The sequence below is a fragment of the Psychrobacillus sp. 05T411 genome (genome assembly GCF_056396485.1).
The window spans coordinates 76,077-95,079 of record NZ_JBFTLO010000008.1 but is presented as its reverse complement, the minus strand read 5'-3'; the positions used below and the strand labels follow the sequence as shown (position 1 = coordinate 95,079).

The window sequence follows — 19,003 nt, the reverse complement described above, 5'->3', positions numbered from 1 at the left end:
ATTAGTCCCAGCCTTTTGCTTTTTTATAAATTTGGATTGCTTCGACTGTGCATTCGTACACACCAAGTCCGATTTTTTTCCCGATTTCCGTAATTGGACCTGCATATGGAATATGTTTTCCTTGTTGCGTTGCTGCAATTAATACACTATCCGTTGATGTGCCAGTTGCGATTGTACCGGTACGAGGATCCTTAACTTGCTCATATGCTAGCGCTTTGGTTTTTGCTTCCGTTGCGGTAATAACTGCTTGAATAAAGGCTTCTTCCGCCAGTTCACCATTCACAATAATCCATGTATTAATCGTGCCGATTGCCGGGAATGCCTCTACTTCATGAGCTTTGGACACATCTACTGCATTTCCAACACCCGCTGTCACCATAATGACGACGGAACCAAAATCAGCTTCATACTCTTTGATGATCGCATCTTTTGTATAAACGGCTGTCATCATTCCAACCGTTTCCGTTTCGGAATAGCCGCGACTTGCAAGGTATTGCTGCATTTCTGTTTGTGCGTTGTCGATATTATAGCGGGCATCTACTCTTCTATTTACAAACGTTCTGTACCAGCCAGACCCCGCATTTATTACTGCGGATGACCATGTTTTTAATTGATTTTCCGCTTGGAATACAACTAACTCATCCGTTACTTGAAAGTTTTCTATTGTAATAAGCCGCTCGTCACGCTTCTCTTTTACATCCGGAAGTATTGTAATTTGTGGCTTTGGACGCTCTGGATGCGGATTTGTGCTTATGCGCGCTTTATATACGGTTTCGATTTGTTCTTTCATTACGACTTCATGCGGTGCACCGATCATGTTTACTTGGCCTTGATCCATTAGTAAGAGCCTATCACAGTAAAGTGATGCGAGATTTATATCGTGAAATATACTGATGATCGTTATGCCGTTTTCATTTGCTTGCCTTTTAATCGTGTCGAGTAATTGTTTCTGATGTGCGATATCTAAGTGGTTGGTCGGTTCGTCGAGAAGCAGTATTGGTGCTGCCTGTGCGAGTGCTTGGGCTACAAATACACGCTGTTGCTCCCCGCCCGACAGGAGATCCAGCATTTGATGCTCGTATCTTTCTATTCCCATTTGTTTCATTGCCAATACTACAGCCGCTTCATCTTCGTCCGACCACGATGAAAATAAGCCACTTTGGTGTGGATACCGACCGAGTGCAATGGTATCTCTTACCGTATGGGAAAAGGCATGACTATGTAGTTGTGGGAGAACTGCCATTTTTTTCGCTAGCTCTTTCGATGAATAGGCTGTTAATGATTTTCCATCAATGAGCACATCTCCAGATTCTTTAGGCAGGATGCCACTAATCACTTTCAACAAAGTGGATTTTCCACTACCATTTGGTCCAAGAATTCCAAGCATTTGGCCTTTTTCAACTTGAAAGGAGACATTTTTGACGATTAGTCGGCGATCATATCCACCAGAAATGTTTTCCACTTTTAACATATTAAATGCCTCCTTTTTTTCGTTGTCTAAAGAAAATAAATGCAAAAACAGGAGCCCCGATAAATGCTGTAATAACCCCAATCGGTAGTTCCGTCGGCGCAATAATCGTACGAGATACTAAATCACAGATGATTAATAAGGCCGCCCCGTTAATAAAGCTAAGCGGCAATACATGGCGATTGTCCGAGCCAAATAAAAGCCTGGTCATATGCGGAACGACAAGTCCTACAAACCCGATTGTCCCCGAAACTGCAACCGCTGTACCAGTAAGCATAGAGCCGCCGATTAAAATCATCATTTTTCGTTTCTTAACATTGACACCTAAATGCTGTGCTCGTTCTTCTCCAAATAGCATGGCATTTAGCTCTCTTCTGTTTAACCATAGTAACAGCGTACCAATAAGCACAAAAGGGAACGCCATTTGTACGAAACTCCAACCGCGCATCGACACACTGCCGAGAAGCCAGCTAATAATTTGACGCAGCTCTTCCCCAGTGAGTGCAATCATTAGGGAAATAACAGAGCCTAAAAAAGAGCTAAAAATAATTCCGGTTAAAATAATTGTTTCCATTTTCATGGCACGATCGACTAGTTTTGCAAAAGTAATGACCAGAAACATGGTCACTAAAGCACCAATCATACTGAAAACTGGCAAGGTGAATATTCCTAAAAATGGTACCGAAATACCGAAAAAGAGCGTAGTCACGGCGCCTACTGAGGCACCGGACGACACTCCTAACGTATAAGGATCGGCAAGCGGATTTTTTAACAACCCTTGAAACGCAGCACCTGCGATGGCTAGTGATGCACCAACTAACCCTGCAAGCACAACACGTGGCATGCGAATTTTCCAAACGATATTGGACGCAATTGCATCTGCTCCCGTATCCCATAATGTGCTGATCGGTACCTTTACGGATCCGACCGATACACCAAGCCAAATTGCAATTAGTAAGGCAGCAATTGACAAGATGTAGCCGATCAAGGCTTTACTCACTAAATACCTCAGGGTATATTGCCTTCGCTATTTCTTCTAATCCTTCTGCAAGACGAGGGCCTGTTCGACTCGTTAAGTTTTCATCCACTTGTACAACTGCATCATTTTGCACAGCAGTAATAGTGTCGAAACCATCACGTGCTTTTACGCTCTCTACAATCCCATCTACATAGCTATACATGATAATGATTACGTCTGGGTTACGGCTAACGATTTCTTCCGGCGAGATCATAAACCAATTCTCTTGATCTGCAGCAATATTTTCTGCATTCACCATATCTAAAATTTCTTGCATGAAGGTACCTTTACCAGGTGTATAAATCTCCGGTACATCTGAAGTTTCGACAAATACTGTTTTCTTCGTTTCTACTTTTGCTACTTTTTCTTTCACATCTTCTACTTTTGCTTTCATATCTTCTACAATTGCTTGTGCTTCTTCTAATTTACCTGTAGCACGACCAATTTGTTCGATCGTTGTATACGTTTGATTGAAGTCACCTGCATTTTTCACAACGAATACTTTTACCCCAGCATCGCGGATTTGTTGCAAACCAGCTTCGCCCATTCCTAACATAGAATCGTGTGCAAATACGATGTCTGGATTCATCGATACGATTTTCTCCACGTTGAATTCCTGTCCACCAATTTTCTCTTTTTCAAGCGCTTCTGCTGGATAGTTATCATAGTCATTTACACCAACGATTTCTTCATTTAACCCAAGTGCAAATAAAATTTCTGTATTACTTGGAATCATGGAAACGATTGTTTTTGGAGCTTCTTCTAAGGTTATTTCATTGCCAACCGCATCTGTCATTGTTATCGGGAATGCCGCTTCTTCTACCTCAGCTTGTTGTTCTTGTTGCGCATTATCCTTAGTTTCGACAGGTGTTTCTTCTGTTTGTCCGCATCCGACTAAGAGTAATACTGCTAAAGCGGATGTCATCCATAATTGCCATAATTTCTTCATGTTCTTTTCCCCCATTTTCTGTTTAAATCCATTAAGCCTCGGCGTAATTGCGTCCAGATTTTGAATCGAGCAAACTCGATTCAAAATCTGGACATCCGCCGGAGGCTTTATCTTCATTCACTGAATGAAGATAAAAAAAACTCTCGTCCAATGAACGAGAGATAGAATAGGTATAAATCTGCTAGGTTACCATTTGCCAAGCTGACTTACACGAAACCTATCCTCGTAGGTGTTAATGTGTATATCCATAAAGGCAGGTTTTCTGACTCATGATAGCGGACTATCACACACAGTGGCGGGACCGTGCTGGATTTGAACCAGCTTCCCTTTTAACTTGCTAGTTTCATAGCAAGCACCTTTATGTTCAAAATATTTTGTATGCATCGACTTTATTATACATGAAATCACATGGTTGTCGACAGGGATTTTTGGGGTACAAAATAAGGAGAAAAGTGTGGTTTTACAACTAAACGATACTCCCATCAAAAAACACTTCGACCGAGTATGAAATAGATACATTGTCGATAGTTTTTTTGGTGAATGGGGTGTTTGTCAAATTGTCCCCAGCTTCTCTTTTTCGGTAATCATGTGGCGGATTTTTGTCCGTCGCCCTCCTAAAATGTTCAGAGACATAGAGATTTAGATTTGGATAATGAGTGAAATAATCCTTTCCTACTCATAAGGGGCATCCGAAGATACAATTTCGTATGCTTTTCGCTTCTCTATGTGACGAATGCTATCTACTTTTCTCGAGTTTCACTGGATAAAATGAGATACAAAAGAAAGGTGATACCATACTGCAAGTCACTTTTAGAAAATCGGACATATGGATTCTTGCCGTCTTCATTAATCCTAAGCAAAAAACCATATTATCTCTTAAGAAAATCTCAAGAGCTCAATGAGCAACCCAGATCCTTTTTTTGCTATAAACATTTAATTCACTGTAACACTTTCACTAATACTTTCATTTCTCTCTTTCTTCAAAAACATCTTATAGATTGGTGCCAATGCTTCTGAAGTAAGATTAATATCATTTTCATGTGCATATTTCACTGCATAACCCAAAGCAATCGTCATCGCACCAGCAACACTTGCTCCCGCAACCATGCCTGCCCCAGGTACTAACTTTACAATCTGACGAAAAATCGTTTTTCCTACGTTTCCGGTAATAGTTGCGATAATTAATTCTTTCGCATTGTCTTTTGAAATCGGTTTACCATATAGCGTTGATAAGCGTAGCATAAGCCCAATTTGCAGAGCTGTTAGCGGAACAAAATCTGCACCTGGAATTGGTACTGCTCCAATTGCTGCCGCAGAGCCACCCGCTGCCAAAATCCATTTATTCGCAACGGAAGATTTATCTGCTATATTCGCCGCCATCAATATATCCTTTTTTTTAACCTCTAATAATTTCAATACTTCATTTTGCAACAGACCAATATTTTCTCCTGTCCGCGATGAAATCGGCGTAACTGGATATTCATTATCCGTATGATTCTGAACATACTTAACTAGACTAGCAATATCATCAGCTGCATCAATCTTATTCAAAACAAGAATGATGTCTTTGTTAATTTTACTAATCTTATTCAATGAAGCTAATTCGGTTTCAGATAGTACTGTACCCGCTGCATTTAAGAAAAAAAGTACCAAATCTGCCTTTTTATAAAACTTCATCGTTTCTTCCGAATGCTCACTTTGAATATCGTCCAATCCCGGCGTATCGACGAATACAATTTTATCCTTATAGATGTACTTCTTAATTTCCTGCGTTTCACCCGGTTTCGCTCCAACTTGGGCAACTTCCGCCCCCATCAACCGATTGATTGTAGACGACTTCCCTGCGTTAACGTCGCCAATCATCGCAATAAGAACCTCTCGCTGCAATTGCTCATTAATTTCTTCCGTTTCCTCATCAAAAATGCGGTCAAACTCCTCATCAGAAAAAGTGTGATTATGCTTCATTTTTATGCTACCTCCCTATTATAAATATCATGTTTTTGTTAGATTGATATTGTGATTGTTAGTGTATCATCATTTTTTAATACCACTTTGCTTTACTATTTCTGATGCAGACTGTCCTGTTAAACATGCATTTAGTGCTCCCATTTTAAATTCCATCAACTCTGCTACACTTTATTATCTGTTAATTATAGCAGAAGTATTATATTTCACTAGTTTCGCATAATTAATTACCAAGAATTCACCCTGTTTTTATTAGTGAAGAGTATCAGGTTCCGACACAATTAGTCACTTATCCTAGTTAGAATTCAATGAAAAGTTAGTACCATAATTTAAAAAAGTGCTAACATGCAATTGTACATAATATGGAGATAGTAAAGAGCGGTCGAAATAATATTCTTAAACCGACCTATATATAATTGGTATTTTCCCTTTCATTTACCAAATTCAACCTGAGCAAGGTTTATTTGAGAACATTGGTCAGATGTCATCACATGATTACCCAGAAGAAAAAAACGTTGGAAGTGAGGAATCATCTCTATAGTCTGTCTGATTCTCACACAAGTACCCTATTCCGCCCATCAAAAAACACTCCGACCAAGGTCGAAGTGTTCCATTTTACATTTTTTCCGGAGCGGCAACTCCGATTAATCGAAGTGCGTTGGCAATTGTTTGACGAGCAGATGTTACTAATGCTAGACGAGCACCTGTTAGAGCGACGTTGTCTGAATCGAGTACTTTATCTGCATTATAGAAACTGTGGAATGTTGCTGCTAGCTCTTGGATATAAGTAGCTACACGGTGTGGCGCACGAAGTTTTGCAGCGTCTGCTACTACTTGTGGGAAGTCACCGATTTTTTTCAATAAATCTAATTCTTTTTCGCTTTGCAATAATTCCAGTGAATCTGTTGATGCTTTTAGCTCTTGTGTTTCAGCAGAGCGTAAAATCGAGCAAATACGTGCATGCGCATATTGTGCATAATACACTGGGTTTTCATTTGACTGAGAAACGGCTAAGTCCAAGTCGAAGTCCATATGGGAATCGCCTGAACGCATACCGAAGAAATAACGAACTGCGTCTAGTCCTACTTCTTCTACTAGCTCACGCATCGTAACTGCTTTACCAGTACGTTTACTCATTTTCATTTTTTCGCCGTCTTTATACAGTTGCACCATTTGAATAACAGATACTTCTAGTTTTTCACGCTCGTATCCAAGTGCTTCAATTGCAGCTTTCATACGTGGGATATAACCGTGGTGGTCTGCTCCCCAAATATTGATTAGTTGGTCGAAACCACGTACTAATTTATCTTCATGGTAAGCGATGTCTGGTAATAAATAGGTGAAAGAGCCGTCACCTTTAATCAACACACGGTCTTTGTCATCTCCAAAAGTTGTAGAGCGGAACCAAGTTGCTCCTTCTTCTTCGAAAATATGACCATTCGCTTTTAATTTATCTAGTGCTACTTCGATTTTTCCGTCTTCGTATAAAGAAGTTTCAGAGAACCAATTATCAAAGCCTACACGGAAGTCCGCTAAGTCTTTTTGTAATTTCGCAAGTTCTACTTTTAAACCATGTGAACGGAATGCTTTATAGCGTTCTTCGTCAGACATTTGAACAAATTTATCGCCATGCTCTTTTACTAGATCCGCTGCGATATCGATAATATCTTGTCCACGGTATCCGTCTTCCGGCATTTCTTTTTCTAAGCCTAATGCTTCAAAATAGCGAACCTCAATAGACACCGCTAAGTTGTGGATTTGATTACCAGCATCATTAATATAATATTCACGAGAAACATCGTATCCTGCAAAATCCAGAACATTACTTAGTGAATCTCCTACAGATGCACCTCGAGCATGCCCTAAATGCAAGTCACCAGTTGGGTTGGCAGATACAAACTCGACTTGAACCTTTTCGCCAGCTCCTGATTTTGTGCGACCATAATCTGTTGTTTCCGCAAGTACTGCTTTAATTACTTCTTGTAAATAATCTTTACGGACCGTAATATTCATAAATCCTGGACCAGCAATATCGATTTTGTCCATCATCGTACCGGACATGTCTAAGTTTTCCACAATAGCATCCGCAATTTGACGTGGATTTTTTTTCGCTAGCTTTGTTAATTGCATCGCGATATTCGTTGCGTAATCTCCATTTGCTTTATCTTTCGGTGTTTCTAAATGGATTGCTGGAATTTGGTCTTCCGCTACTAATTCCGCTTTTACAATCGCTTGTTGCAAAGCAGTTTTAATCGATTGTTGTACTTTTTCTACTGCGTTCATTTAATTCGCCTCCGTGTATATTAGTTCTAACGTATATGTACCTGCAATTTCTTCATTTATTAAGAGTTCATATTCTACTCGAAATTGTCCATCTTCAAAATGTAGTTGTTTCGTATTTGTTGTAATCATCATAGTGCCGTAGCCTGAATCATAGCTTCCTGTTTGAAGCTCTCCTAATACGAATGGCAGTCTCATTTTCACTCCACCGCTACGGAGAATTAAAGCAGAATCACCATTTAGTTTCGCCGTAGTTTTGACTGTTTTTTCATTTTGCATTTCTTCGTAAACTAAATAAGGTTGGTCCCCTTTTATCGTTAGCTCGCCTTTTGTTTGTATGTCGAAAGTTTCCGCTGCAGTATCAGGATGTTTAATCGTTGATAACAAGCGGACATTTACTGACTTTTTTATTGGTTGAGACATTGCTTTCATCCTAACGCATTTTTAATATAACCTTTTTATTATAAAGCTAAAAGTACAATAATGACAACTAAACATAAGCGAAACACGAAAAAACGTGATGCCCAAAAAAGGACAACACGTTTCCAAATTATTTTACCCAACCTAAAATCATTTCACGTACTAACTTCGAGGCAGTGTTTGCAGTTTGCTCCGATGAATCATATATCGGCGCAACTTCTACAAGATCAAAACCAACTACGTTCACACCTGAGTTTGCAATAGCATGGATAGAAGCAAGTAACTCGCGGCTTGTAATTCCACCGCAATCTACTGTGCCCGTGCCCGGTGCATGTGCAGGGTCTAGTACGTCTATGTCAATCGTGACATAAACCGGACGACCTTCAAGCGTTGGTAATACTTCTTTTAATGGCTCTAATACTTCAAATTTCGAAATATGCATGCCATTTTCTTTTGCCCAATCAAACTCTTCTTTCATACCAGAACGGATTCCAAATGAATAAACGTTCTCCGGACCGATATATTCGGCAATTTTACGAATTGGTGTCGAGTGAGAAAGTGGTTCTCCCTCATATTCCTCGCGTAAATCCGTATGCGCATCCATATGAATAATCGCCAAGTCTTTATGGTTGTCCGCCACTGTTTTCATAACCGGCCATGATACTAAATGCTCGCCACCCATACCGACTGGAATTTTCCCATCTTGCATTAACTGGCGAATAAAACCTGCGATTAGATCTAAACTTTTTGATGCATTACCAAAAGGAAGCGGAATGTCTCCTGCATCAAAATAATTTACATCATCTAGTTCACGGTCTAAGTATGGACTATACTCCTCTAGACCAATAGAAACTTCACGAATACGTTGCGGGCCAAATCGTGAACCTGGACGGTAGCTTACTGTCCAGTCCATTGGCATTCCGTAAATAACCGCTTGCGCTTCATCGTAATTTTGCTTGCTCTTAATAAATACATTTCCTGAATAAGCTTCGTCAAATCGCATCGGCTTACTCTCCTGCTAAGTCTTTCACAAATTTCGGCAATACGAATGCTGCTTTGTGAAGCTCTTTTGTGTAATATTTTGTGTCGATTTCATGGAACTGCTCGTCCGGAACTTGAAGTGGATCGTATTTTTTCGAACCAATTGTAAAGCACCATAATCCACTTGGGTACGTAGGAATATTGGCTAAGTACATATTTGTAATTGGGAAAATTTCTTTTACGTCCTTTTGTACTTGGCGGATTAAGTCCGCTTTGAACCATGGGTTGTCCGACTGTGCAACGAATAATCCGTCTTCTTTTAATGCTTTTGAAATTCCAGCATAGAAACCTTTTGTAAATAGGTTTACTGCAGGACCTACTGGCTCAGTAGAATCTACCATGATTACATCGTATTCGTTTTCCGATTCTGCAATATGCATGAAGCCGTCGCCTACTTGAACGTCTACACGTGGATTTTCTAATTCACATGCAATTTCCGGTAAATATTTCTTCGAATACTCAATAACTTTTCCATCTATATCAACAAGCGTTGCTTTTTTTACTTTTGGATGCTTCATAATTTCACGAATTACGCCGCCGTCTCCTCCACCAACAACTAATACGTTTTCTGGGTTTGGATGGGTAAATAATGGAACATGCGCCACCATCTCGTGGTATACGAACTCATCTCTTTCTGATGTCATAACCATGCCGTCTAAAAAGAGCATGTTGCCCCACTCTTCTGTTTCTGCCATTTCTAATAATTGAAAATCTGTTTGCTCCGTATGAAGTGTACGTTTTACCTTCATCGTAATTCCAAAATTCTCGGTTTGTTTTTCAGTAAACCAAAATTCGCTCATCTATTTATCTCCTTTGTGAATACGTTTGTATATAGTGTATCAAAAAAATAATACAAAGAAAGTATAGAGCTTTTTTACAAAAGTGCAATACTTTTTTCTTTTTTTCGTTTAATTTGAATCTATTGTTCTCATACTAATAAAAACATCCAACAAGAGACGGGGGAGATTTTATGGGGCGTGTACAATATAGAAAAAAAGCCACACGATCTAAACGCATGAAAAGAGTTTTTTTATTAAGCATCGTGGCGAGCTTTGCTTTAATTGGCGCACTTGTTACCCTCCGAGTTTATGCCCAAATCGTCGGTGCCCCTATTATTCAAGTCCCTATTTCTTCTGTCTTTCTAGATGACCAAGGAAATGTCATTGGAGATCGTTTCGAAGATCAGCGGCGCTACTGGGTTTCACTAGAGGAAATGTCACCATTCATTCCTCAAGCTATTATTGCAGTAGAAGACCAGGAATTTTATAAACATCACGGATTTGATTATACACGAATTGCTTCTGCACTTTTGAAGGATATTAAAGCGATGCGAAAAGTAGAAGGTGCAAGTACGATAACGCAACAGTATGCCAGAAATCTATTTTTGACGCACGAAAAGTCATGGACACGGAAGATTAATGAAGCATTGTATGCTTACCGATTAGAAGTTTTTTATGAAAAAGATGAATTGCTTGAAGGATTTTTAAATACCGTTTATTTCGGCCATGGCATGTACGGTGTAGAAGCGGCAAGCCGTTATTATTTCGGGAAAAGTGCAAAAGATTTATCGCTTGCAGAATCGGCTTTATTGATGGGTGTACCAAAAGGACCTACCTATTACTCCCCTTTAGCCGATGAAGAAAAAGCGGTAAACCGACAACAACTTATTTTGAAATTAATGGAGAACCAACAATTTATCACGGCTGATCAGCGAGAACGAGCTGTGGATGAAAAATATGTCTTGAAAACAGAAGATTCGCTTGTGAAGAAAAAAACAGCCCCTTACTTTTTAGAAGAGGTTTGGAAAGAAGCAACTGATATTCTGCAGAAAAAGGGACGGCGAGTTGAAGAAGGTGGATGGACCATCGAGACGACTTTAAACAGAAATCACCAACAAACAGCAGAAGAAGTCATCGACAAGTGGATGCCAGAAGGTGAGTTACAAATTGGCTTTGTCAGCATTGAACCAAAAACAGGCTATGTTACAGCAATGGTCGGCGGGCGTAATTTTAGTGAAAGTCCATTTAACCGCGTTACGCAAGCAAAAAGACAACCAGGTTCGACTATAAAGCCTCTCCTTTTTGCATCGGCATTGGAGAATGGATTCACCCCCCTGACGTATATGAAAAGTGAACGCACTATTTTCACGTATGATAATGGACGGCAAGAATATGAACCAAAAAATGTCAATGATAAGTTCGCGGAACATCCTATATCAATGGCACAAGCACTTGCTATTTCAGATAATATTTACGCTGTAAAAACGCTTGAACAAATTGGATATAAGCCTTTTGAACAACTGATTGAGCGATTCAATGTGCATATGGATGTCGATGAAACGCCAGCAACTGCGCTTGGTACTTCAGAAGCTTCTTTATTGGACATGACTAAAGCATATAACGCAATTTCCGCAAAGGGAATCTTAAGAGAACCAACTTATATTACAAAAATTACCGATAATAAGGGCAAGGTGCTTTATGATTTAGAGAAGGATAAAAGAAAAGATAAAAAAGTGTTGCTGGAACAAGATGCATTCATGTTATCTCATTTACTAACCGGTATGTTCGATCCTATTTTTAATGATTACTCTCCTGCAACTGGCTTAAGTATTCGTGCAAAACAAACAAGACCGTATGCAGCAAAATCTGGGACGACGATTTCCGATCAATATTTAATCGGCTTCTCCCCTCAATTGACTGCAGGTGTTTGGAATGGCTATGACCAAGGTAGACAGGTGAGTGAAGCGGAGGCAAGACAAGTAACGAAGCAAGTGTGGATAGAATTTATGGAAAAAGCACATCAAGGTTTGCCATCGGAACCATTTATCGCTCCTGCCGGAGTTCGCGGAGTTATTGTGGATATTGAGACAGGAGGAATTGCGACTTCCGCTTGTGAAAAACAACGGCTTGTTTATTTAAAAGAGGAAGATATTCCAACTAAATTATGCACAGACCCAACTTTGAAACAGCAAACATTTGAAGCATCCGATAGTGAAGATACAACCCCATGGTCCATTTTCCCCTTTTCATTTTTTGGAGAGTAAGTGGGGATTTATGGATGATGGCAATCAATTGGGAGTGAAAGCAACCAGCTCTCATTGAAAAGAGTTAACTTGGCTTGAGAAATACGCAGAATTGGAAATAAACGGTTTAGGGCAACCAATCGGGGATGAAAGCAACCAGTTCCGTGGCGAAAGCAATCAATTTACCAGGGAAAGCAACTAGTTCTCAACGAGAGCAACCAGTTTGCCAATGAAAGCAACCAGCTCTCATTGAAAAGAGTTAACTTGGCTTGAGAAATATGCAGAATTGGAAATTAACGGTTTAGGGCAATCAATTTCCTTACGAAAGCAACCAAAACAAAAATAAAAAGCTTTCTATTACCTAAAAAAGGTAGTAGAAAGCTTTTTCTTAGTGTTGCGTTCTGCCAAAATCATGCACGCACAGGATTGGGTTTCACAATGATTGCATTTTTCTAGCTTACTTACGACTCCTAAGTGTCCTAGCATTACTGTGAAGTAAGCTTTAAGTAAATTGTACTGTCTTTTCGATGTGAATTCAACCTCATAACGCAAATATACCAAATTATTGACTTATTATTTGGAAGTTACAAGCAAGTCATTATGTAACTGCTCCTCGCTGTGGTCCCACATTTCACGATTATGCGTTTGTAAAAAATCACGCAAAATATTTTTGGAACGATCATCCATAAAATCTACCATAATGTGGCGTTTCATCGATTTGTCCATTCGATTTACATGGTCTGCAAGTAATTTGTAACCACGGCGTTTTTCACGATTGACCACCATTTCACATGCTGTAACCCCCGCGTAATACGGTCCTTCTGCTTTATAATCGATTGTCACCCAAATTAGCCAATACGGTTTTCCACCTTCTGAATCTTCACGGTTCGTTGTAAACTTGATGCCTCTTTCTGTGTCACTTCTCGCATGCATCGCACCAATTTCAATTCTTGCAATGTCTTCTTCAACGTCAATAATAACTGGTGACACGTTTTCTAGAGATAGCGAACCAATCCCAAATCCTTTGTGTCCATCAGTTGGATCATTTTTTATAATGGTGAAGCCTATTTTTTGTTTTGGTTTTTCTTCATTTGCCATTCGAAAGTTCCCTCCGTTCTGTTATGATACTAGTATTTTCACTTTGCATGATGTGATCCTACATCTTTCAAAACCTCTATATATCAAGCATTGAAGCTTTGTTAAATTTTATCATAAACAGAGGTTAAAGCATAGAAAAGCAGGCTTTGGGTTCTAAAATTGAGGGCTAATAATAACTTTAAACGGTGGCGTATATACTGGAATGTGTAAGTTCAATTAAAGGGAAAAGGTACTGACTTGAGAACCTTTTGAAATTCAAAGGGAGGTTTTACATTTTTACTGTTCATACATTTATAGGCTATATTAAAGATAAAAGCTGATTAAAAAATGAGCTAAGAAGCGTAACTCCGAGCTCATTGTTTTGATGACTTTTTATCTATAGACCCTCATAATTAAACCACATCTTATCCACTATGAATTTCAAAGCAAAAATATCCAAATGGCAAATGTTCTTCTTTTAATTCCATTTCTGATTTTGCTATTTTCATCATCCTGAGTAGAATCTCTCTTAAAGAGTTTTTATATTCTTCAAGTGCCTTTTGATATGAAACAATATCATTATTTTCACATAATGGATATAGTATGGAACCTAGTTTCAGATCATCAAGTGCTCTAGGGGTATCTACTGGATTTAGACAATCTAGGATGTGCAACTCTTGGATTTTTTCATCAAACCAATCTCTGCATTCTAAATAAAACATGTATTCTTCAAATTCGATTTGGTAATTCAACTCTTCATTGACATAGAATGGAGTAATTCTAATGTAATCGGTGGTTGAATCACAACTTATAATTTCTTCTAATATCCCCTTTAATTCTGTAATGGTAGGATAATGTCTATATTTTCCGTTATAATGAGCGGTATTATTGTATACTATTTCGCTAATCCGTTTTCTTTTTTTCTGCAACAAGATTTACCACCTACCTTTTTATCCGTGCTAACGCTGTATATTTTATAATTGCTTCTGCCACTTCGCTTCATCTATTTTCTATCCTACTTTTCATCATCGGCAAACCTATCCAATACACTTATAGCAACACTTCCTTCATGTACACTTTTCGCGTTAACGGAGTAATACTGAGTTACTGTCCATTTTCCATTCGTGGATTTCACACCCTCTCGCTCCTTGAATCACATAAGGGTCTTGTTTTGCGATTTGTTCCACTTCTTCTATTGAGTCAACTCGGTAAATGACTAATCCACCAGTACCGTCAGCAAATGGGCCATTAGCAATTATTTTGCCTTCACTGCGCTTTTGATCTAAATACTGAAGATGCTGTGCGCGGTATTCTGAGCTCTTCTCCTGATTTAACATTGGTAAAAAAACAGCGAAGTATCTCATTTATAATCATCCTCTCTTTCATAGGCGTCTCTTTTCAAGCGCATGAAGGAAAAATTAAATGTCCTTTTATTGCGCTATTGTTCGATACTTAGCAATTTCCTGTTCATAAAGGTCTTTTCCATGTACATCATAGACTACTAACACTGGGAAATCTTTTACAACAAGTTCACGCACCGCCTCCGGGCCCAAATCGTCATAGGCGACTACCTTTGCTGCTTGTACCTTATCACTTAGAAGGGCAGATAAACCGCCAATGGCAGAAAAACAAATAGCTTTATCATCTTTGCATGCATCTTTAACAGTTTGACTGCGAGGTCCTTTACCAATCACACCTTTAACCCCGTATTCAAACATAGCTGGCGTATAGGGATCCATACGAGAAGCTGTCGTAGGGGCGATAGATCCAATAACCTGCCCTGGTTTAGGTGGTGTTGGGCCAGCATAAAAGATGATCTGGTTTCGTAAATCAATCGGCAGTGGATGATTATTTTCAAGCTGCTCCAGAAAACGCTTATGTGCAGCATCCCTCGCCACATAAATAACTCCATTTAAAAAAACTTCATCTCCTGCGTGTAAATTTGAGACATCTTCATTAGTAAGTGGTGTTTCTATATAGACTTTAGCCATTAATGAGCACCTTCTTTTCCGAATTTATATTACACAAGATTTTTTTCGTGCTGCATGACATTGAATATTTACCGCCACTGGTAGAGCTGTAATATGACATCCGTATATTTCGACAGCTGTCCATAAGGATGTAGTTGTGCCGCCCAGCCCCTGTGGACCAATACCCGTCTTGTTAATTTCTTCAAGTAGTTCCTTTTCTAGTTGAGCAATATGTGGTTCAGAATGGTAGTGGCCGATATCCCGCAGGACCGCCTTCTTAGCTATTTCTGTTACTTTGTCAAAGCTTCCACCGATACCAACACCAACTACAATTGGCGGACATGCTCTTCCACCTGCTGCCACAATCGTGTCCAGCACAAACTTCTTCACTCCTTCTACTCCCTCTCCCGGAAGCAGAAATTTCATGGCACTCATATTTTCACTTCCACCGCCTTTTGGCAAAACCGTTAGTTTAATTTGATCCCCAGCAACGAGCTTGGTGTGTATCACACCCGGCGTATTATCATTTGTATTTTTCCGAAGTAAGGGATCTCCAACGATGGAGTTGCGCAAGTAGCCTTCTTTATAGCCTTTGCGAATTCCTTCGTGAATAGCATCTTCAAAATTTCCTCCATCAATGTACACATCTTGCCCCACTTCAGCAAAAACAACCGTCAGTCCAGTATCATGACAGTACGGACGATCTTCTGTTGCAGCCAGTTGAGCATTTTCAATGAGCTGTTCAATAATGGATCTTCCTAACGGCGACTGCTCGGATTCCCTCGCTTTATGAAATCCTTCTACAATGTCATCTGGCAAGTTGTAGCAAGCCTCCCAGCAAAGTGTTGCTATTGTGTCACGAATTTGGTCAACGGAAATTTTTCTCATTGTATTGCGGATTTGGTCAACTGAAACTTCACTCATACTTTCTCCACCTTTATATTTTTTATCTTTCATTTTCTTAAGATGCAATTTCCATGCCAACATTCCCTCTACCTAAAAAAGTTCCAAAAAACATCCACATCCTGTTGTTTACAGCGTTTTGTTCAGAACGGCTTTTTTTTAAAAGAAATAAATACTCTTTTAATCACCATTTTCATTTTTTCATATTTGAAAAATGCATTTAAATTTTGAAACACAAAAAAAAGAGAAGATCAATTTCCTAACGGGTTCCGTTTCCTATCGCAAGCTTTAAAAATGTAACGCAAAATAGACCTTCAAATTGCATGGTAATTTGAAGGTCTAAAGGGATTTTGATAATTATTTTGGTAGATTTTGTAGTGCAATTTGTCTATTAAAATGTGGGGGTACACTAGCAAAATAAACTACCTTTTTACTTACAAATTGATATACAAAAAAATAGATGGTCAGTCTAAGGTAAACTTTCTATTGATTTCTCTGTGTATGAAAAATAGACGGATAAATTCCGGCTAAATTGGGAAATACCCATATTTCCTTAAAAATAAGGGGAGTTTTTCCGCTTATATTAACCAAACCCTTGGATTTTTTCTTATTTTGAGTAGTTAGTCGGAATTTCTCCGCTTATATTCGCTACTTAGACTTCCTCTATATACATTAGCAGGAAATTCTCCGCCTATGAATTCTCCTACTAGCCTTACAAAATATCCTACATTTTGGTTTGCATTTTCCAATGCAAATTGACGTTTTGCGATAGATAACAGAACCCATTATCAAGCTCGCCTTCTCTTTTTTTACTCTCCTATTAGTTCATTATTATCGATTTGTAATTTTCTCCATAAAGTCGTTTTGCTAATATTGTAAACCTGGCATAAGCGCTCTTTGTTTCCGCCATATTCGTTCAACAGCTTTCTCCAAATGTCTGTTTCCATTTTTCTAAAATCTGTTGAAATCTCTACTTCGAGTTTGGACTTTGTTTTTTGCTTTTTTTTCATCGATTGAATAATTTGTGAAACAAAATCTTGTGTAATAGCTCCTTCTGACTTGAGAATAACTAAACGATGAATCGTATTTTGAAGTTCTCTTGCATTTCCAAGCCACTGATGATCAACTAAAGGAAGAAAAACGTCTGTATTTTCCCAAACCAACACTCGATTTTCTCGCTCCATTTCTGCTTTTATAAATGAAACAGCTAAAGGAAGGATATCCTCTTTCCGATCACGAAGCGGAATTAAATTCAGCTCCAATACGCTAATTCTGTAATATAAATCTTCCCGGAACAATCCTTCTCGCGTTAAATGGAGTAACGACTTATTCGTTGCACAAATTACGCGAACATCAATTGGAATAATTCGATCTGCTCCAATCCTTCTTACTTCTTTTTCCTGTAACACACGCAGTAATTTGGCTTGAAAAGATAGGGATATTTCTCCGATTTCATCTAAAAAAATCGACCCGCCGTGCGCTAATTCAAACAAGCCGGACCTGCCACCTTTAATCGCACCGGTAAATGCCCCTTCCATATAGCCAAACAATTCACTTTCCAATAAATTCTCGCTTAGTGCAGCACAATTAACCGAAACGAACGGTCCTTTGTTTCTTTTGCTAGCATTATGAATACTTTGTGCAAATAATTCTTTTCCCGTTCCCGTTTCCCCATGGACCAATATTGTCGCTTCAGACTGGGCGTATAATCTTGCATCGTTGACTAACTGCTTCATTTCAGTATTAGTGGTGACAAAGTCTTCAAAGGTATTTTTCGCCGTTAACCCTCGATCATTCAGTCGTGTCCTTATGTTCAGTTCCATGTTTTGGATTTTGCTTATTTCCTGATAGATCCCTACTGATCCCTGAAAAACAGAATCAATGTAAATAGGAAGGTGATGAATGACGATCTTTTTCCCATTCGCTAACGTATGAAGCATTTGACGCTCTTCTTTTTTCTCCTCAATAATGTTTAGCAAAAAGGGGTCAGAAAAACACTCCGAGTATTTTTGTCCGGCAATATCTCGAGTTAACCCGAATATTCTTCTAGTTGCATCATTGTATACTTTAACGATACCGTCTGGATCAATTGTAAGTACCGCCTCTTGGATAACATTCAGAATCGACTGCATTTCTTTTGTTTTCGTACGTTCATGTGTCTGCGCCCGGAGTACATTCATGGCCATCTCCAATGCCGCCAGCAAAGATTCTTCACTGGACTTCAGTAATTGACCATGAAGGTGATGCTGAATTGCAATCTGCGTGGAAACTCTATCTCCGATTATAGCCTCCACTCTTTCATCCTGAATTAGTCTTTTCACAACGTCTTCCATACTACCATCCACATCTGTAGCAAATATTAATTGTAATTGACCGGATAATTCCATCGTGCGGCTTGTTTCGGACAGAATATTCACTGGGGTAATAATCGCAATTTTTTTGTACCCGGCACGAGCAACCGCACTAATCGATTGCAGAATATCAGTCGGTGTAACTGGTACATCAATTACCGGTAAATCCTGCGTTTGCCTAAGAGACGTAGCCGTCCCTCCCCTTGAAATTATCACGCGCGTCAATGGATTGATTTGTTGATGGTCGAGAATGGCGGAGTCACCTGCTATAAGCGAGAATTTAATATCTGTTTTTTCACGAAGTTTTACCGCATCCTCTGTAAATTCCGGATACGGGGCAATAATTAAAATTTCCTCCAATCTCATCATCTCCTTTCCAATGTTCAATATCTATTCATACTTAATAGAATTACAAAAACGGGTCAAATAGATAATTGGCGTCACAATATTATTTCTTTTCTAAAAATTATGTATTCCTTACACTGTTAGATTAAACCAAGTCTATCAGATCTCCAAGCTTTGTTTTGAAGAGTGAGTTA

15 protein-coding genes and 1 riboswitch are annotated in these 19,003 nt (G+C 39.0%); of the genes, 1 reads left to right on the top strand and 14 read right to left on the bottom strand.

Features of this window, described 5'->3' with window-relative positions; translation table 11 throughout:
- Position 1: 1 nt before the first annotated feature.
- The 8 genes from AC1DFT_RS08300 to speE form a co-directional block, all read right to left on the bottom strand.
- Positions 2–1,471 carry an adenosylcobinamide amidohydrolase gene (locus AC1DFT_RS08300; protein ID WP_477918718.1) on the bottom strand — a complete coding sequence of 490 codons (1,470 nt, stop codon included), beginning with the start codon at positions 1,469–1,471 and terminating at the stop codon, positions 2–4.
- A 1-nt stretch (position 1,472) separates the two neighbouring features.
- Entirely contained in the window at positions 1,473–2,456 is a 984-nt protein-coding gene (locus tag AC1DFT_RS08295) for a FecCD family ABC transporter permease (RefSeq protein WP_477918898.1), read from the bottom strand.
- Positions 2,457–2,460: 4 nt separating this feature from the next.
- Entirely contained in the window at positions 2,461–3,435 is a 975-nt protein-coding gene (locus tag AC1DFT_RS08290) for an ABC transporter substrate-binding protein (RefSeq protein WP_477918717.1), read from the bottom strand.
- A 235-nt stretch (positions 3,436–3,670) separates the two neighbouring features.
- Positions 3,671–3,810: riboswitch (cobalamin riboswitch) on the bottom strand.
- Positions 3,811–4,368: 558 nt separating this feature from the next.
- Positions 4,369–5,400 carry an Era-like GTP-binding protein gene (locus AC1DFT_RS08285; RefSeq protein ID WP_477918716.1) on the bottom strand — a complete coding sequence of 344 codons (1,032 nt, stop codon included), beginning with the start codon at positions 5,398–5,400 and terminating at the stop codon, positions 4,369–4,371.
- A 615-nt stretch (positions 5,401–6,015) separates the two neighbouring features.
- The gene (argS, locus tag AC1DFT_RS08280; protein ID WP_477918715.1) at positions 6,016–7,683 is read right to left on the bottom strand and encodes an arginine--tRNA ligase; all 1,668 of its coding nucleotides are present in this window, start codon (positions 7,681–7,683) and stop codon (positions 6,016–6,018) included.
- Positions 7,684–8,103: a YwiB family protein gene (locus AC1DFT_RS08275; RefSeq protein ID WP_477918714.1), complete on the bottom strand. Its 420-nt coding sequence runs from the start codon at positions 8,101–8,103 to the stop codon at positions 7,684–7,686.
- A gap of 127 nt (positions 8,104–8,230) precedes the next feature.
- Positions 8,231–9,103 carry an agmatinase gene (gene speB / locus AC1DFT_RS08270; RefSeq protein WP_477918713.1) on the bottom strand — a complete coding sequence of 291 codons (873 nt, stop codon included), beginning with the start codon at positions 9,101–9,103 and terminating at the stop codon, positions 8,231–8,233.
- A 4-nt stretch (positions 9,104–9,107) separates the two neighbouring features.
- Positions 9,108–9,941 carry a spermidine synthase gene (gene speE / locus AC1DFT_RS08265; protein ID WP_477918712.1) on the bottom strand — a complete coding sequence of 278 codons (834 nt, stop codon included), beginning with the start codon at positions 9,939–9,941 and terminating at the stop codon, positions 9,108–9,110.
- A gap of 170 nt (positions 9,942–10,111) precedes the next feature.
- Here speE and AC1DFT_RS08260 point away from each other — a divergent pair, with 170 nt between their 5' ends.
- A complete protein-coding gene (locus AC1DFT_RS08260) occupies positions 10,112–12,184 on the top strand; it encodes a transglycosylase domain-containing protein (RefSeq protein WP_477918711.1) in 2,073 nt (690 codons plus the stop codon).
- A gap of 552 nt (positions 12,185–12,736) precedes the next feature.
- Here AC1DFT_RS08260 and AC1DFT_RS08255 read toward each other — a convergent pair.
- The 6 genes from AC1DFT_RS08255 to AC1DFT_RS08230 form a co-directional block, all read right to left on the bottom strand.
- Complete coding sequence (locus AC1DFT_RS08255) at positions 12,737–13,261, bottom strand: YwhD family protein (RefSeq protein WP_477918710.1); 525 nt, start codon at positions 13,259–13,261, stop codon at positions 12,737–12,739.
- Positions 13,262–13,665: 404 nt separating this feature from the next.
- Positions 13,666–14,169 (bottom strand): hypothetical protein, encoded by a 504-nt coding sequence (locus tag AC1DFT_RS08250; protein WP_477918709.1) that lies wholly within the window; start codon positions 14,167–14,169, stop codon positions 13,666–13,668.
- A 156-nt stretch (positions 14,170–14,325) separates the two neighbouring features.
- The gene (locus AC1DFT_RS08245; RefSeq protein ID WP_477918708.1) at positions 14,326–14,604 is read right to left on the bottom strand and encodes a YciI family protein; all 279 of its coding nucleotides are present in this window, start codon (positions 14,602–14,604) and stop codon (positions 14,326–14,328) included.
- A gap of 66 nt (positions 14,605–14,670) precedes the next feature.
- Positions 14,671–15,231, bottom strand: a complete 561-nt coding sequence (locus tag AC1DFT_RS08240; protein WP_477918707.1) for a FumA C-terminus/TtdB family hydratase beta subunit — start codon at positions 15,229–15,231, stop codon at positions 14,671–14,673.
- A 24-nt stretch (positions 15,232–15,255) separates the two neighbouring features.
- Positions 15,256–16,134, bottom strand: coding sequence for a fumarate hydratase (locus AC1DFT_RS08235; protein WP_477918706.1), 879 nt, complete (start codon positions 16,132–16,134; stop codon positions 15,256–15,258).
- Positions 16,135–16,922: 788 nt separating this feature from the next.
- Positions 16,923–18,824 (bottom strand): sigma 54-interacting transcriptional regulator, encoded by a 1,902-nt coding sequence (locus AC1DFT_RS08230; RefSeq protein ID WP_477918705.1) that lies wholly within the window; start codon positions 18,822–18,824, stop codon positions 16,923–16,925.
- Positions 18,825–19,003 lie beyond the last annotated feature (179 nt).

Excerpts from the sequence above, each read along its gene's own strand:
- AC1DFT_RS08240 (WP_477918707.1), bottom strand. The coding sequence starts at position 15,231 with ATGGCTAAAGTCTATATAGAAACACCACTTACTAATGAAGATGTCTCA.
- AC1DFT_RS08235 (WP_477918706.1), bottom strand. The coding sequence starts at position 16,134 with ATGAGTGAAGTTTCAGTTGACCAAATCCGCAATACAATGAGAAAAATT.
- AC1DFT_RS08260 (WP_477918711.1), top strand. The coding sequence starts at position 10,112 with ATGGGGCGTGTACAATATAGAAAAAAAGCCACACGATCTAAACGCATG.
- AC1DFT_RS08300 (WP_477918718.1), bottom strand. The coding sequence starts at position 1,471 with ATGTTAAAAGTGGAAAACATTTCTGGTGGATATGATCGCCGACTAATC.
- AC1DFT_RS08255 (WP_477918710.1), bottom strand. The coding sequence starts at position 13,261 with ATGGCAAATGAAGAAAAACCAAAACAAAAAATAGGCTTCACCATTATA.
- argS (WP_477918715.1), bottom strand. The coding sequence starts at position 7,683 with ATGAACGCAGTAGAAAAAGTACAACAATCGATTAAAACTGCTTTGCAA.
- AC1DFT_RS08290 (WP_477918717.1), bottom strand. The coding sequence starts at position 3,435 with ATGAAGAAATTATGGCAATTATGGATGACATCCGCTTTAGCAGTATTA.
- speE (WP_477918712.1), bottom strand. The coding sequence starts at position 9,941 with ATGAGCGAATTTTGGTTTACTGAAAAACAAACCGAGAATTTTGGAATT.
- AC1DFT_RS08285 (WP_477918716.1), bottom strand. The coding sequence starts at position 5,400 with ATGAAGCATAATCACACTTTTTCTGATGAGGAGTTTGACCGCATTTTT.
- speB (WP_477918713.1), bottom strand. The coding sequence starts at position 9,103 with ATGCGATTTGACGAAGCTTATTCAGGAAATGTATTTATTAAGAGCAAG.
- AC1DFT_RS08245 (WP_477918708.1), bottom strand. The coding sequence starts at position 14,604 with ATGAGATACTTCGCTGTTTTTTTACCAATGTTAAATCAGGAGAAGAGC.
- AC1DFT_RS08275 (WP_477918714.1), bottom strand. The coding sequence starts at position 8,103 with ATGTCTCAACCAATAAAAAAGTCAGTAAATGTCCGCTTGTTATCAACG.